The 13890-nt window shown below is 44.5% G+C and carries 12 protein-coding genes, 1 tRNA gene and 4 pseudogenes; 12 read left to right on the plus strand and 5 right to left on the minus strand.

The genetic code is table 11. The annotated features are described in order from the left end of the window. Window positions 1-116: 116 nt before the first annotated feature. The 7 genes and pseudogenes from C557_RS0115020 to C557_RS0115045 all read left to right on the plus strand — a co-directional run bounded on the left by C557_RS0115020 (window position 117) and on the right by C557_RS0115045 (window position 3613). A complete protein-coding gene (locus C557_RS0115020; protein ID WP_018752709.1) occupies window positions 117-602 on the plus strand; it encodes a hypothetical protein in 486 nt (161 codons plus the stop codon). 19 nt (window positions 603-621) lie between these two features. Further along, window positions 622-723: pseudogene (locus C557_RS25705) on the plus strand (CDI toxin immunity protein); the annotation flags it as partial. A 290-nt stretch (window positions 724-1013) separates the two neighbouring features. After that, entirely contained in the window at window positions 1014-1241 is a 228-nt protein-coding gene (locus C557_RS25275; RefSeq protein WP_018752711.1) for a hypothetical protein, read from the plus strand. A 343-nt stretch (window positions 1242-1584) separates the two neighbouring features. Beyond that, window positions 1585-1758, plus strand: a pseudogene (locus C557_RS25610) (RHS repeat-associated core domain-containing protein); the annotation flags it as partial. Between the two features lie 63 nt (window positions 1759-1821). Next, a complete protein-coding gene (locus tag C557_RS25485; protein WP_338048799.1) occupies window positions 1822-2823 on the plus strand; it encodes a polymorphic toxin-type HINT domain-containing protein in 1002 nt (333 codons plus the stop codon). A gap of 22 nt (window positions 2824-2845) precedes the next feature. Next, entirely contained in the window at window positions 2846-3184 is a 339-nt protein-coding gene (locus C557_RS0115040; RefSeq protein ID WP_018752713.1) for a hypothetical protein, read from the plus strand. Window positions 3185-3196: 12 nt separating this feature from the next. Then, complete coding sequence (locus C557_RS0115045; RefSeq protein ID WP_018752714.1) at window positions 3197-3613, plus strand: hypothetical protein; 417 nt, start codon at window positions 3197-3199, stop codon at window positions 3611-3613. A gap of 155 nt (window positions 3614-3768) precedes the next feature. Here the strand turns inward: C557_RS0115045 and C557_RS23625 are convergent. The 3 genes and pseudogenes from C557_RS23625 to C557_RS0115060 all read right to left on the minus strand — a co-directional run bounded on the left by C557_RS23625 (window position 3769) and on the right by C557_RS0115060 (window position 7102). Further along, window positions 3769-4547, minus strand: a pseudogene (locus C557_RS23625) (VanW family protein). A gap of 23 nt (window positions 4548-4570) precedes the next feature. Continuing rightward, on the minus strand, window positions 4571-5074 hold the full coding sequence (locus C557_RS0115055) for a GNAT family N-acetyltransferase (RefSeq protein WP_018752715.1): 504 nt from the start codon (window positions 5072-5074) through the stop codon (window positions 4571-4573). 45 nt (window positions 5075-5119) lie between these two features. Further along, complete coding sequence (locus tag C557_RS0115060) at window positions 5120-7102, minus strand: stalk domain-containing protein (RefSeq protein WP_018752716.1); 1983 nt, start codon at window positions 7100-7102, stop codon at window positions 5120-5122. Between the two features lie 379 nt (window positions 7103-7481). On the opposite strand from C557_RS0115060, the pseudogene C557_RS24510 reads away from it, so the two are divergent. After that, window positions 7482-7684: pseudogene (locus tag C557_RS24510) on the plus strand (transposase); the annotation flags it as partial. Window positions 7685-7842: 158 nt separating this feature from the next. On the opposite strand, the gene C557_RS0115065 reads toward C557_RS24510, so the two are convergent. Together C557_RS0115065 and C557_RS0115070 are read right to left on the minus strand one after the other, a co-directional pair. Further along, a tRNA-Pro gene (locus C557_RS0115065) sits at window positions 7843-7916 on the minus strand. A 104-nt stretch (window positions 7917-8020) separates the two neighbouring features. Next, on the minus strand, window positions 8021-9013 hold the full coding sequence (locus tag C557_RS0115070) for a LacI family DNA-binding transcriptional regulator (protein ID WP_018752717.1): 993 nt from the start codon (window positions 9011-9013) through the stop codon (window positions 8021-8023). Window positions 9014-9275: 262 nt separating this feature from the next. Between C557_RS0115070 and C557_RS0115075 the strand changes: the two genes are divergently transcribed. The 4 genes from C557_RS0115075 to C557_RS0115090 all read left to right on the plus strand — a co-directional run bounded on the left by C557_RS0115075 (window position 9276) and on the right by C557_RS0115090 (window position 13890). Further along, the gene (locus C557_RS0115075; protein ID WP_018752718.1) at window positions 9276-10598 is read left to right on the plus strand and encodes an ABC transporter substrate-binding protein; all 1323 of its coding nucleotides are present in this window, start codon (window positions 9276-9278) and stop codon (window positions 10596-10598) included. A gap of 87 nt (window positions 10599-10685) precedes the next feature. After that, window positions 10686-11567, plus strand: coding sequence for a carbohydrate ABC transporter permease (locus C557_RS0115080; protein WP_018752719.1), 882 nt, complete (start codon window positions 10686-10688; stop codon window positions 11565-11567). Further along, window positions 11567-12391: a carbohydrate ABC transporter permease gene (locus C557_RS0115085; RefSeq protein WP_018752720.1), complete on the plus strand. Its 825-nt coding sequence runs from the start codon at window positions 11567-11569 to the stop codon at window positions 12389-12391. The genes C557_RS0115080 and C557_RS0115085 overlap by 1 nt, the downstream gene beginning before the upstream one ends. Further along, window positions 12391-13890 (plus strand): glycoside hydrolase family 32 protein, encoded by a 1500-nt coding sequence (locus C557_RS0115090; protein ID WP_018752721.1) that lies wholly within the window; start codon window positions 12391-12393, stop codon window positions 13888-13890. The genes C557_RS0115085 and C557_RS0115090 overlap by 1 nt, the downstream gene beginning before the upstream one ends.

Consider the following 13890-nt stretch of genomic DNA (forward strand, 5'->3'; position numbering starts at 1 on the left):
GGAGGTAATACACTCAAGATAGTAGAAGGTAATGCTAAAACTTACAAAGGAAAGATACAGGAAGAATTAAAATCAGGCACAGTATTTAGGTGGGTTAATAATAGGGGGAATAGGCCATGAATGTAAATGTCGAGTCGCCGATCAGACCATCAGTTGGGGTGGGGCCATTCGAATTGGGTAAACATATAAGCCAGTACTACGATTTTATTTTTTATTACACAATCCTGAATCAAGACCCGTTCAAGAAAAAGCAAAATGCATATTTAAAATCTCCAATTCAAGTTGCTTATTTAATCGAAAAATGTATAGAGCTAAACTTTCATATTCTTAATGGGAAATTATATTGTATTAAACTTATAAAAGGATATAAAGGGAGGTACAAGGATATCTATATCGGTATGCCGTTGTCTCAATTTAAAAAACAGTATTCAGAATTTCATTATGATCCTGAGTATGAATGTTTTATCTCAGAGAAACATTTTGGAGTTTGGGTAGAACAAGATATTGAATATGAATTTGTTGAATCAATTTCATTATTTGTAAAGGAATCAATTACAAGAGACTTCGATAAAATGGATCTTTATCAACGAGGGGATTGGTAGAGATCTAGGGTTTAATTGCATAGATGACGTTACTGCAGTAGGTTCGGATACATGGATATACTGTCCCACAAAATATGTAATAGAGATTTTTCATGAAGGGGAAGTGACTCTTGGGTTTTAGAATATCTTTCAAGGTAAGGCGTATGAAAACCACTCAACTGTAACGCGGAGAAATTTGCCGACGACAAGTAAACCTAATTCTTCTGTAGATTTATACGATGAGAATGGCACACTAAAACAGAGAAGATATTATGACGGGAACGGTCGAGTTAAAGAAAACATAGATTATGAACACTCAAATGGAGACAATAGCCATGAATTTCCTCATAGACATACTTGGGATTGGAGTAGTGGTTCTCCAAAAAGAAGCAAATAATAAATTTCTTTTTATGATAGGGGGTTGCAGGGAAAATGCTAAGTATTCATGACAATGAAATTGTTTCCTATGAAGTAGATATTCGAAAATCTACAATTAAAATTCAAACATTAGATGGTGACGAACTTACCACCACTATCGAGTTTACTGATGTCCTAGCTCATGTGTTTGAGACACAGCTACAGGGGAGTATTATTTTTGATATTAGCACATTTGAAGTAAGCCGATTTCTCGAAAATAACAAAGAACTGTTAGAGAAATAGAAGAACTACGGGTGGCCAATGCATTATGGAAAAAAAGAGGAGTTGCTTGAACATTTACAAAATGAAAAGTATAACTATTATGTGATTTCAGCTTCGTATGGTCTTAATGGGTGGGTAATCGCTAAAGGATATAAAGTTTATAATTAATGGCGATGTTTAACTTGGCCTTGGGGGCAGCAAATCCCCAAGGTCTTTCTTTATACCCATACCGGGAATATACAGCAGGTAGAAGGGCGCACTTCGCGTGGTCTGACGGATGCGAACTTCACCTTTGACAGCCTGAACCAGCTAACGCAGGTGAAGCTGGAGAACGGCAAATCAGCTTAATACGTATACCTACGACATTTGGGGCAACCCGGAAACGGAGGAAGAGACCGTACCAAACCTCTTCCGTTACTCCGGGGAATACTGGGACAACACCACCGACCTGCAATACTTACGCGCCCGCTGGTACGACCCGAATGCCGGTAGATTTGTGTCCAAGGACCCGTATGAGGGGAGTATTGATAATCCGCTGAGCTTGAATCGGTATTCGTATGTGGTAAATAATCCGCTTAAGTATGTGGATCCGAGTGGGAATATGCATGCTGCTAATGCAGGGTGGTCAGGATTTGCGGGAAACGCAAACTCAGCGAAAGATCCTTGGAAAGATTGGAGTGGGCCGGTTGGCACCGTAATCAACTTTTTAATTTTAGACGATATTAATGCACTTCGTGATCCTAATTCATCGGATTTGGCTAAAAGTTTAGCTATTGCCGGTTTTATTCCTGTAGGTAAGGTGGTAAAAGGCGGAAAAATTGTCCTAAAGCTTACGGATAAAGCGGGAAATGCGGTTAATAAGGAATTTAAGCTTGTTGATGAAGCTTTGGATTTTTCGAAGAAATGTAACTGCTTTACTGCGGGAACCGAAATAATGACAGACGAAGGGGAGAAACCTATCGAGGAAATTGAGGTAGGGGATAAGGTTCTTGCTAAGTCTGATGAAACCGGAGAAGTGGCGTATAAAGAGGTCGTGGGGCTGTTCCAAAAACAGGCTGACGAAATTTACTATGTCCACATCGGTGATGAAATCATCGAGGTTACAGGTGAGCATCCGTTTTGGTTGGATGGTAAGGGATGGACGTTCGTCAAAGACCTGAAAGTCGGCGACTTGCTTGTTTCAAGTGACGGTACTAAACTTGCGATAGACATGATTGAGAAAGAGCCGCGAGAAGCAACGGTATATAACTTTGAGGTAAAGGATTTTAATTCTTACTTCGTTTCGAATCTCGGTGTTTGGGTGCACAACTGTGCACTGATAAATCTGCCAAGTGCGCGATGGATTAATCATGATGTCTTTAATGAATTAAAGAGACTACAATTGGACAAAAAGTTCGTAAAGGCAAAAGATATGGGCTATGCAAAAGCACGTGAAGGGGCAGATGGGATAATCAGCCTGACCGACAAAGAAATTGTTAAATATAAGGGATACACCTACAATTACAAAATAAAAGTTGCAGGAGCACCAAATCATGTAAGGGTCTATGGGAGAATAGATGGGAATGGCGCTATGGTATTTGATTACATGACCAGTGGGAAATAGCAAATGGAGAGTGGTGAGAAGAATGGATTTGAAGTCAATAGAACAGACTTTTAATCTCATTTATGACTTCGAAAAATTGAAGGATTCTACCCAAGAAATACTTGAAGAACTTGTACGTAAATGCTCAACCAATTTTCTAAAAGATGAGAAGAGGAGTTTGCCAAAGGACTTAAGTTATTCAGATTTAAGAATACAGTATAGATATGTAAGTATATTCGTAAATAGCTTTGATAGGGAGTTTCCTTATTTTAGAATTTGTTTTGACTTGGTTCATCCAAAGACGGGGATTCAACTTTTCTACTATCATGTTGATTATAATATTGATGGTGAGTTCTCAGATGAATACTTTGGCAGATATTAAAGGATAGTCTGTATGACCTTGGGGGGATCAATTCCTTCAAGGTCTTTCTTTTACCCCCATCCAGTGCCGAATGAATCGGGCAGCCAGTTTAAACAGCTTTTTGCCTTGCTGGTTGCAGAAGGGCAGCTATGGCGAGAGCAAGATCCGTTTTCTAGTCAGCAGTACCTGCATGATATGCTGGATGGTCTGCTGCGTTATGCGGAGCCGGTGCTAAGCGATTCGGATATGAGACTGAAAATGACATTGGATTATAGGAAGCTTCCAGCCTGGAGACGACACTCCGCTATACGAAAGCAACGCTTCTTTTTTATCGATTGGAATAAATGGCTTATTTATGCACCCTATGTAATTAATCAGCAAATGGACGAGACAGTAAGATTACTGACGCAATCTCCTAGCCTTAGAGAAATCCAAGAAAAATCCATGTAGGAATCTAAGAATTTGATATGTACCCCAAAGAAATAATAGATACAATTAATGATAATGATTCCCATATTCAGAAGAGAGGGGAGCCACTTAGAGCGCAGAAGAATGAAGAAGTATGCTAGATTGAGCACTTTTGCAAGCGGGTAGCCTCCTGTCACTTACTTCGCCTTCGCCCGCAGCAAAGGCTGATACATCATCAAGGCCTGATTGCCTGTAATGAATTCGTCCGCAAGCAGTTCACCTTCCAGATTGAATTCTTTTCTGTAAATGGAATTAGTTCTGATCGATGTTCTCTTTCATATACTTCGTAATAGTGGACTGGCGCACTTGTTGTCCGCCATTCTCCATGTAAAGCTTCCTCGTCCATATAAACGAGCAATTGATAGGGCTGACTCGTTGGGTTATAAATTTGCAAGTCCAGATAATTAAAAGAACAGGTAGCGCCGCTTCCGAAAGGCTGGGTTCGATTCGCATCCGGAAATACATCATAACTATGGCGATGCCGCTCGGTCACAATTAACGGAGTATGAAGTGTGATCCAGTAAATCAGGTTAGATAGCTGACACAGTCCCCCGCCAATTCCGGGTTTGAAGGTGCCATAGTAGAGAACCATGCCTTCCACATAGCCTTTTCGTTTGGTAGGATTGCCGATTAGCCTCCAATAAGAAAAAGTTTCTCCGGGATCAATCACGATCTGGTTAAGGCGCGGAATCGCAATTTGCAGATTTTTGATCTTATTATACTGAAGCCACATATCCACGTTTTTTAGCTTCCGAAGAAGCGGGGTAGCATGACTTGCAGCCAAATGAGGCAGATGATCGTCAAGCATACGGCTTGCAAATGTTACGTTTCCGAAATACCATTTCATATACCGCTTAAGCTTGAAATAATAGGAGCCTGCCTTAACCCTGAGTCTGGATCTCTTCTTCGGCTTCATCGTCTCCCTCCTTCTTACCGAGCTTATTCAAACGTTTTCCCCATGTAGAACTCGTCGATATATACCCTATCAATATACAACGATTTTTGCTTGGTGCCTTCAATCTGAAATCCCATTTTCTTATATAGAGCAATGGCCGCTTCATTATGGGACATTACGGTTAGCTCAAGCTTTTTCAATCCGGTGTTCTTCCGCCATTCTTCCAAAGCTTGGAACAAACGCGTGCCAATGCCTTGTCCTTGATAAGTACTCAGGATTCCCGCAACAATATAACCGACGTGCTTGATTCTACGCGTCTTTCCTCCATCCACCAAGAGGTATCCAACAAGCAGATCACTATGTTCCGCGACCAGAATCGTTGAATTATCGGAAGCAAGGAACGACTGCACCATTTTTTGGTGACGATCAAGCGGTGTGTTTCTTTCTCCAGGCTCATACAGCATAAATTTCGTCTCTTGATCCAGCTTATGGCATAGCTCCAGATGCTTCGCTGCATCTTCCTCTCTAATTTCTCTTATGGATAGCACGGGAATCCCCTCCTGTCAGTCATTCGTTCTGATCTGTTGATTTGATTAATAAAGGATAACAGACACTTTTCCATTTATAAAAGCAACGGTATCAAAATTGCCGTACACCCAGGTTTCCAGGAGTCTACCATTGGTCTTAAGCGTGCTTTTGCCGGCAGGTTCTCCCCAAGCCAACGATACTTGTTCCTTCGTCATTCCCAGATCGACTTGCCGCAGCTTGATTTTGTTCCATATCGAGGAGGACCAATTATATTTCTTGTAAGGATCATACTTCAGGAAGGAATAGCCATCATTGAAGAGATCCGTTACATTCGTCGAGAACATTGGATAGGTCTTGAGTGTTTTCCCCCTGCTGGTCTTGAACGCAACTACAAAGCTACCTGATTCATCAGGAATGACGTCGCTGACTGTCACTTTGGAGAAGCGCTCCCAGTCGCTGAAGTCGTTAACCCAGTATGTTTTACCGATGTACTTCGCCAATTGGCCCTGCTTCGCCTTTTTCACAAGAGCAGCCGTTTCCGGTGAGACCACCGTCATTTTAGCTGAACCGAATGAGATATGAACCTGCTTCCATTGGCTGTCCCATTTCACCGTCGCACCGAAATGATCAGCGAGCAAGGAGGCCGGAATTAGAAGTGCTCCCTTGTCAAATACGGGCGCAGCCTTTAACACCTTGGACTCGCCCTGAAGTATGACGTTCTTCTCCTTCGCCTTCAGCAGCAGTGTCGTCTCTCCAAGCGTTGCCTTAAACCCGCCTCCTTGTGCGGAATCCAACTGGCCGCCCAATGCTTGAAGCACTGGCTTCGCGGATACGTATACCGTTCCTCCGATCAGTTTTGCAGAGTTCAAATTGCGGGTCAAGCTTGCCGAAATCGTAACACTCTCCGATAATTCGCCGGTGCTGACAGTTACTTTGGCTTCGCCTACCCCAAGCGATTCCAACATTCCTCCCGAACCAACCCGCAGCAAATACGGCTTATCGATGCTTAACGTAGCTTCACGAATATCCACCTTGATCTCAGCACCATTTGAATAGGTCTCTTTGGCGCTGATCTCCACATGATCGCCAACCGCCACCTGGGTCTCAGATACATGGACCGTCAATTTCTCCGGTCTGGGCACCTCGATCGCCTTCACCTGGCCTTTTTCGTAGAGAAGCCAACTGCCGTCGTTTCGCTTGGCATAGAAATGATCCATATCCGACAACACTGAAATCTTGACGATCTGATTCAGCCCGGTCAGCTGTTCCGTCAGCTTAATCCGGTCTTTATAGTTCCCTGTCGCCCATACGGTACCGTCTTTTCTCGCTACCAGCAAAGCAGGAGTAGGATGCTTCGTCGTTTCCGCTGCGAAGGCAATATGCACAGCATCCTGAGCTACTGTGGAAGGAATCAGCTGGCCTCGATCATCAAATTCATAGGTTTGATATAAGACAACCTGACCATTGGCGTATAGCAGAGCCACACGGCTATCGTATGCCGCGAGCGACGCCACTGACGCCGCATCGGGAATCGTTGCCAGTTGTTTAAAGGTATCCGGCTTGTACGGATCGCTGAGCAACAGCTCGCCATTTTCAGTCAATGCCGCCAATTCCTTGTCACCCGTACCGATGAGACGGACAGCCTCCAGCTGCTCCACCCGACCGCCTTTGCTCCACACACTTCCGTCCTGCTTAAGCCAGTAACCGCCGGAGATCTGCTTCACAGCGGTTTGTCCTGCTGTAGCATGTGGCGCCTGGCCGACATCCCACTCCACCAAGCTTCCGTTCCGGTTAATCCCGATCCCGCCGAACTCCCCGTAGGAAGAAATCTCGTTAAAGGGGCCTGGAGTCCGAATGATCCGTTCTCCGCCCAGCAATGACCATAGTGAGCCATCGCTCATCAGCATTGCATGCTTCCCGGCCATATCCTGAATTTGCAATTCATCCGCTGCTTTTGTGGACGCTTCAGCCCTTGAAGTCAGGCCGCCCGTCAGCCCCGAGCTAAAGACCAGCCCTAGTGCAACTATAAGTTTTACTAATTTATTCATCCGCAAACTCTCCCTTGTCCGTAATGAGTCCAACTCATTCCATAATTATACATCCTGAAGGCGAAAACATCATTATTATTGGTACGTATTCTTTCGCTTCCTGGGCGGTAGGGGATGAACCGTTAAGCGACGAAGAAATGAGACAACTAAAAGCTTCGACCGAGTTTGTTTCAGGGGAGGAAGCTAAGCGTGAGTTCGGGCTAAAAGTTGATTTACCATAAAGAATGGTTTATATCGTCTAAGAGTTGGAAATAACCGAATCTTATTTGAAATAAATGAATAAGAAAAGATCATTTATATACGAGCAATAGGGTCGCGCGGCGATATTTATAAATGATAAATTTGTTAGCTCCGCTGACTTCGGTTGGTGGAGTTTCTTCATAAATGGAGTAAGTATAAAGAGTTAAATCGAAAGTTTTGGGCAGAAGGTTACTATGTGAGTACAGTGGGTCGAAATGAAGCAACCGTAAGAAGGTATATTCGTGAGCGAGAAGCACATGATCAGGCGTAGATAAGCTGAGTGTAAAAGAATACGAAGACCCATTTAGCAGTAATAGCAGCAATAGGAGCAAAAAGAAGTAAAACCAGTTTAACGGGTAAGTGAAAGTGACAAATACCACTGAGCCTGAACAGATTTACTGTCAATTTAGCGTCTTTAGGCGCAGTTTGGCAACAGGGGGTTATACCCCCAAGAGTAAACCATCCGTTGGACGGGTGGTCATGATTAAGGGTTTCACAGATCGAGACGACAGGATTTGAACCTGCGACCTCTTGCTCCCGAAGCAAGCGCTCTACCAAGCTGAGCCACGTCTCGTAGGGTGTTTTAACAGTTAGTCATTTTACTCCGATAAAATTGATTTGTAAAGTCACGGTAAAGAAGGGGGAGCCACATATTGGCTCCCCCTTTAAGCTGCCCGATTAAGTTGTTTCCCCGCGGACTAATTCAACGTCTACAATAGTCGTGCTGTTGATTTCCTCATCTTTATTTTCGATCATTTGAATAAGCGTATTTAACAGGAGGCGTCCGATACGGTCGATGGGTTGCTTGATGGTGGTCAGCTTGGGGTTTTGCAGCATCCGTGTGAAGCTGTGATGGTCATAACCCACGATTTTCAACTGTTCAGGGACTTTAATCCCTTTTTGCTGTGCATAAATGTAGAGGGCATATGCAACAATATCATTACTACAGAAAACCCCATCGTAACCAGATAATTCAATCGTAGACAATTCATGGGTGATGAAATCCCAGAAATAGTCGAAGGTCAATTTGTTGCGTGCGCCTTCAACGAAGTCGTATTCCACCTTGTATTTCATACAGGTGAGGAGGAATGCATCTCCCCGCCGATTGGAGAGCATGTCCAGATCAAGAGGACCGGATATGTGGAGAATCCGTTTACAGCCTTGTTGGATAAGATGCTCTGTGGCTAATTCGCCCCCGCGAAAATTGTCTGAACCGATGCAGGGAATATTGGGGGAAATCAACCGGTCAAAGGAGACAATCGGTAAGGTCACCTTCTTGTATTGGTCAATATCCAAGGTGTGACTACACATGATGATACCATCGACTTGATTTTGCCGGAGCATACTAATGTAATTGGCTTCCTTTTCAGGATCGTCCAGCGAATTGCAGACCAGCACTTTGTAGTTGCGACCATTGGCCTGAATTTCGATATATTTAATGAGCTCGGAGAAAAAGGGGTGATTCGAGTCAGGGACGATGACGCCGATAAAGAAGGTTTGACTTTTTTGCAGGGCTCTGGCAATCAGATTAGGATGATAATCCACGGCTTCCATAGCCGTCTCCACTTTTTTACGGGTTTCTTTGCTGATATAGCCACGATTGTTGATTACCCGGGATACAGTCGTAACAGAAACTCCGGCCTTTTTGGCCACATCTTTAATACTCGACATAAGATCATCCTTTGTTTATTGTTGTTGCCTTTTTTAAAATTCTATAGAAGGGGCTTTAATCCTTCCTTATAAACTATAGCATCAATGTGTTAACGTTACCACATTTTTGTGATTTATACGTCATATTATTTTACAAAACCATTGATTTATGTCGTTTTTTTTGTATGAAAACGTTTGACATAAAATCAAAAAAGAATATAATAAAGTTCATGAGTTCGTTCATTGAACCTATTTCAAAAAAAGCAGAATGGGGGAACAAAAAATGAAGAAGTGGATGTCTCTTTCCATAGCCTTGGCACTTGTTGTTACAGTGTTAGCGGCCTGTGGAGGAAATGGCAAGGCAACCAATGAAGCCGATGGAGGCCAAGGGGCTGCCAATACGGGCGGAAAGCCCGTAGATATTACGGTGCTGGTTGGTAAAGAGGAAATTGCCAAGCCTTTTGAGGCGATGGTCAAGGATTACAATGAATCGCAGGATAAGGCGAAAGTTACGATCATTCCTTTGTCTGGTGCAAACGGGTACGAAAGAATGACAACATTGTATGCGGCGAACAATGCGCCGACAGTAATCAGCATCGGGCAAGAAATGCCGCTGATGAAGGACAAGCTGGTGGATCTGACCAATGAAGAGTGGGTCAAGAATGCATCTACCGGTACGCTAGATTATGCCACCTTCGACGGCAAAGTGCTGGGTATGCCAATGTCCGTTGAAGCCTTTGGTTTTATCTATAACAAAGCCATCTTGGACAAGGTAACCGGAGGAAAGTTTGATCCTGCAACCGTCAAAACTATTGATGACCTGAAAGCGCTGTTTGAAAAAATTCAAGCCAGCGGTGTAGCCCCAATCACAGTAACTCCACTCGACTGGTCGCTTGGTGCTCACTTCACAAATATTCTGTTCACTACTCAATCGCAGGATCGGGAAGCGCGTCACAAGTTCCTTGATGACATGACCGCAGGCACCGTTGATTTGTCTAACAACGCCATTTTCAATGGCTGGATGGATGTTTTCGATTTGATGAAACAATATAATACAGCAAAAGATGCCCCACTGGCAGCTCAATATGACGAGGCTCCATTGTTGTTGGCTGACGGAAAAGCGGCGATGTGGTTCATGGGCAACTGGACATATCCACAGATCAAAGAAGCCGATCCGGAGGGCGAATATGGCTTTCTGCCTGTACCCATCAGCAACAACGCTGACGATTACGGCAACAGTCAAATCTCGGCGAGTGTTTCCTTGTACTGGGCAATTGACAAAGAACAATCCACTCCCGAACAACAAGCTGCTGCTAAAGATTTCTTGAACTGGATGATTGGCAGCCCAGAGGGTCAGGATTATTACGTGAATCAATTCAGCGCACTTCCTGCCTTCAATAATTTCCAAGTTCAACCAGAGGATACCTTGTCGCAATCGGTATTGTACTATATGGATCAGGAGCAAACTCTGGAGTGGATGAATCTGTACTTCCCACCGGATGGTTTCCCAACGATGGGAGCAACATTGCAAAAATATTTGACGAATACTATTGATCGCGAAGGCGTAGTAACAGAATTTGAGAACTATTGGAAGACAAAGAAATAATAAAGTTGAATTGTAGAGGGAAAGGCCTATCCGGCTTTTCCTCTACCTTATTATTCAGAGCCCTTTCTTTGGAGGTCATCCAACCCTATGTATAATGAAAAAACATGGACAGGTAAATTAAAGGCATTCGGCTTATTCGCAGCCGTTCCGCTGTTTGCATTCATCACGGTCATCATCGTGCCTTTCTTAGCGGGGCTGTTCATGACCTTGACGAACTGGCAGGGGACAGGCAGTTTTGAATTTACGGGCCTGAGCAACTATGTCACGGCTCTGCAAGACAATATATTTTGGGACTCCATGTGGTTAACGATCCGCTATGTGTTCTTTACGTTGATTTTGACCAATGTGATTGGCTTCGCTCTTGCACTGATCGTAACTAGTGGGCTGCGCAGCCAAAATTTCTTCCGTGCCGGATTCTTCACGCCTAACCTGATTGGCGGAATTATTCTCGGCTTCGTCTGGCAGTTTATTTTCACTAAAGTCCTTGTGTATGTAGGTACTGAACTGCATCTGGGCATCTTCTCTTCGTCCTGGCTTGCAGACCCGGGAATGGCCTTTTGGTCTTTGGTCGTAGTAGGTGTCTGGCAAAATGCCGGGTACATGATGCTAATTTACATTGCTGGCTTGACGGGGATTTCGGAATCGCTTACCGAAGCTGCCAATCTGGATGGTGCAGGTTACTTCAGACAGTTGATCAGTATCCGCATTCCTTTGATGGTACCTGCCTTTACAATTAGCTTGTTCCTGACGCTGCAACGCAGCTTTATGGTCTATGATACCAACTTATCCTTGACCAAGGGTGGACCATATCGTAGTACGGAAATGATTGCCATGCACGTATATAATGAAGCTTTTGTATATCAGAATTACGGACCTGGACAGGCAAAGGCATTTATATTATTCCTGATTGTGGCATTGATTGCCGTTCTGCAAGTTAGAGCGATGAAAAAAGTGGAGGTGGAAGCGTGATGAGCGGCAAAGTTATAAGAAAGTTACTGTTATTTGTCGTAAGCGCGCTGATGCTCGCTTTGTTCATTTTTCCGTTATTGATGATCTTCTTGAATTCCTTGAAGCCACGTCTGGATATCGTTCGGGACCCGTTGAGCCTGCCCGAAACTTTCAGTTTTGGCAACTACAAGGAAGCCTTTGAAACGATGAACTTCCCGCATGCTTTATCCAATTCGGTTATCGTTACGGTGCTCTCGGTGGCACTGATTATCGTATTCTCGGCCATGCTTGCTTATTTTCTGGTGCGGTGGACATGGAAGATCAATAACTACATCCTGATGGTGCTTGTATCCTCCATGATTATCCCGTTTCAGGCGGTCATGATTCCGTTTGTTACGATTTATGGGGATTTGAACATGCTGAACAGCAAATGGTGGCTGGCCTATTTCTATTTAGGATTTGGTCTGGCCATGGCGACCTTCATGTTCCACGGTTTTGTTAAGGGAGTGCCAAAGGAGTTGGAAGAGGCTGCTTTGATTGACGGAGCAGGCAAATTACGTGTATTTGCTCAAGTTGTCTTCCCAATCCTCAAACCGATCTCAACCACGTTGGCTATTTTGGACGTTTTGTGGATCTGGAACGACTTCCTGCTGCCGTCCTTGGTATTGATCGGAGAGAACGATAGAACCTTGCCGTTGTCCACCTTCTACTTTTTCGGGAAGTACACTTCGGACTACGGAGTAGCTATGGCGGCGCTCGTATTGTCAATGATTCCCGTTATTGTGTTCTATTTATTTATGCAAAAACAAATTATTCGAGGTGTCGTTGAAGGAGCAGTTAAATAATGTCATATGAACCAACGAATTATTTGGACAATTCCATCATGAAGGCGGAAGAATATCTGAAGCGGGTTAAGCCCGTAGCTGATGAGAGCCGGTGGAAACCCAAATATCATGTTTCCGCGCCGGCCAATTGGCTGAGCGATCCGAACGGATTCAGCGCTTATAAGGGAGACTATCATTTATTTTATCAGCACCATCCTTACGCTCCTGAATGGGGAAATATGTTCTGGGGTCATATGAAGAGTAATGATCTGGTACGCTGGGAGCACCTGCCGGTGGCCTTGGCACCTGACCAGGAATACGACAAGGACGGTTGCTTCTCCGGGAGCGCCATCGAGAAGGATGGCAAGCTGTACTTGCTGTATACCGGCAATGTATGGACCGGTTCAGACTGGTCACAGGAATTGCTTCAGGTACAGTGCGCGGCAGTTAGCGAAGATGGTATCACTTTTACCAAGCTGGAGCAAAATCCATTGATCGATGTGGCACCCGAAGGCAATATTCATCCTTATCATTTTCGGGACCCCAAGATATGGCAACAGGGGCATCAATACTACATGGTGCTTGGTTCCCGCAGTCAGGATGATCGCGGGCAGGTCTTGCTTTACAAATCATCCGATCTGCTGGATTGGGAGTTTGTTAATGTATTGGCCCAAGGCGACGAGCGCTTGGGCTTTATGTGGGAATGTCCTGATCTGTTCGAGTTGAACCATCAGCATGTACTTATTATTTCGCCGGAAGGTATGCAGCCAGAAGGTGATTTTTATCATAACAAGAGCCAATCGGGTTACCTGATTGGGCATTTTGATGAAATGCAGGGTTCGTTTAAACATCATGATTTTCATTTGCTGGATTACGGTTTCAACTTTTACGCACCGCAGACGGTGCTGGACCGTCAAGGAAGACGCGTCATGATCGGCTGGATGTCCTTATGGGACGGAGATAAGCCGGAGGAAGCGCATCAATGGGCAGGAGCGATGACGATTCCGCGCATGTTAACGCTCAAGGGTGAGCAGTTGTATAGCACCCCTTTACCCGAAATGGAAAGCTTGCGTAAAGAGCGTGTCAGCCATACCAATATTACTTTGGATCAGGAACAGGCGCTTGATGGCGTCCGGGGCAATAGTATTGAGTTGGAGCTGGCTGTTCAAGCAGAGGCCAACTCTGTATTTGGGCTAAAGATTGGCTGCAGCGCAGATAGCTCCGAGGAGACCCTATTAACCTTTAACGGACCGGAAGGCAAATTCATTCTGGACCGCACTCATTCCGGAGAAGGAGTGGGAGGAATACGTAAAGCCCCGGTGCACTTGCAAGATGGCCGTTTGTTTTTGCGTATTTTCATTGACAACTCATGCATCGAAATCTTCATTAATGATGGCGAACAGGTGATGAGTGCCCGATTTTATCCGGGGGAAAATTCTGACGGAATTGTATTCTTTGGCGACGGCTCGGCTGTGCTAGAGAAGCTTAATAAATGGGAAATGGACAGTTGCTGGCTGTAA

The organism is Paenibacillus sanguinis 2301083 = DSM 16941, from assembly GCF_000374825.1.
Lineage (GTDB): Bacteria > Bacillota > Bacilli > Paenibacillales > Paenibacillaceae > Fontibacillus > Fontibacillus sanguinis.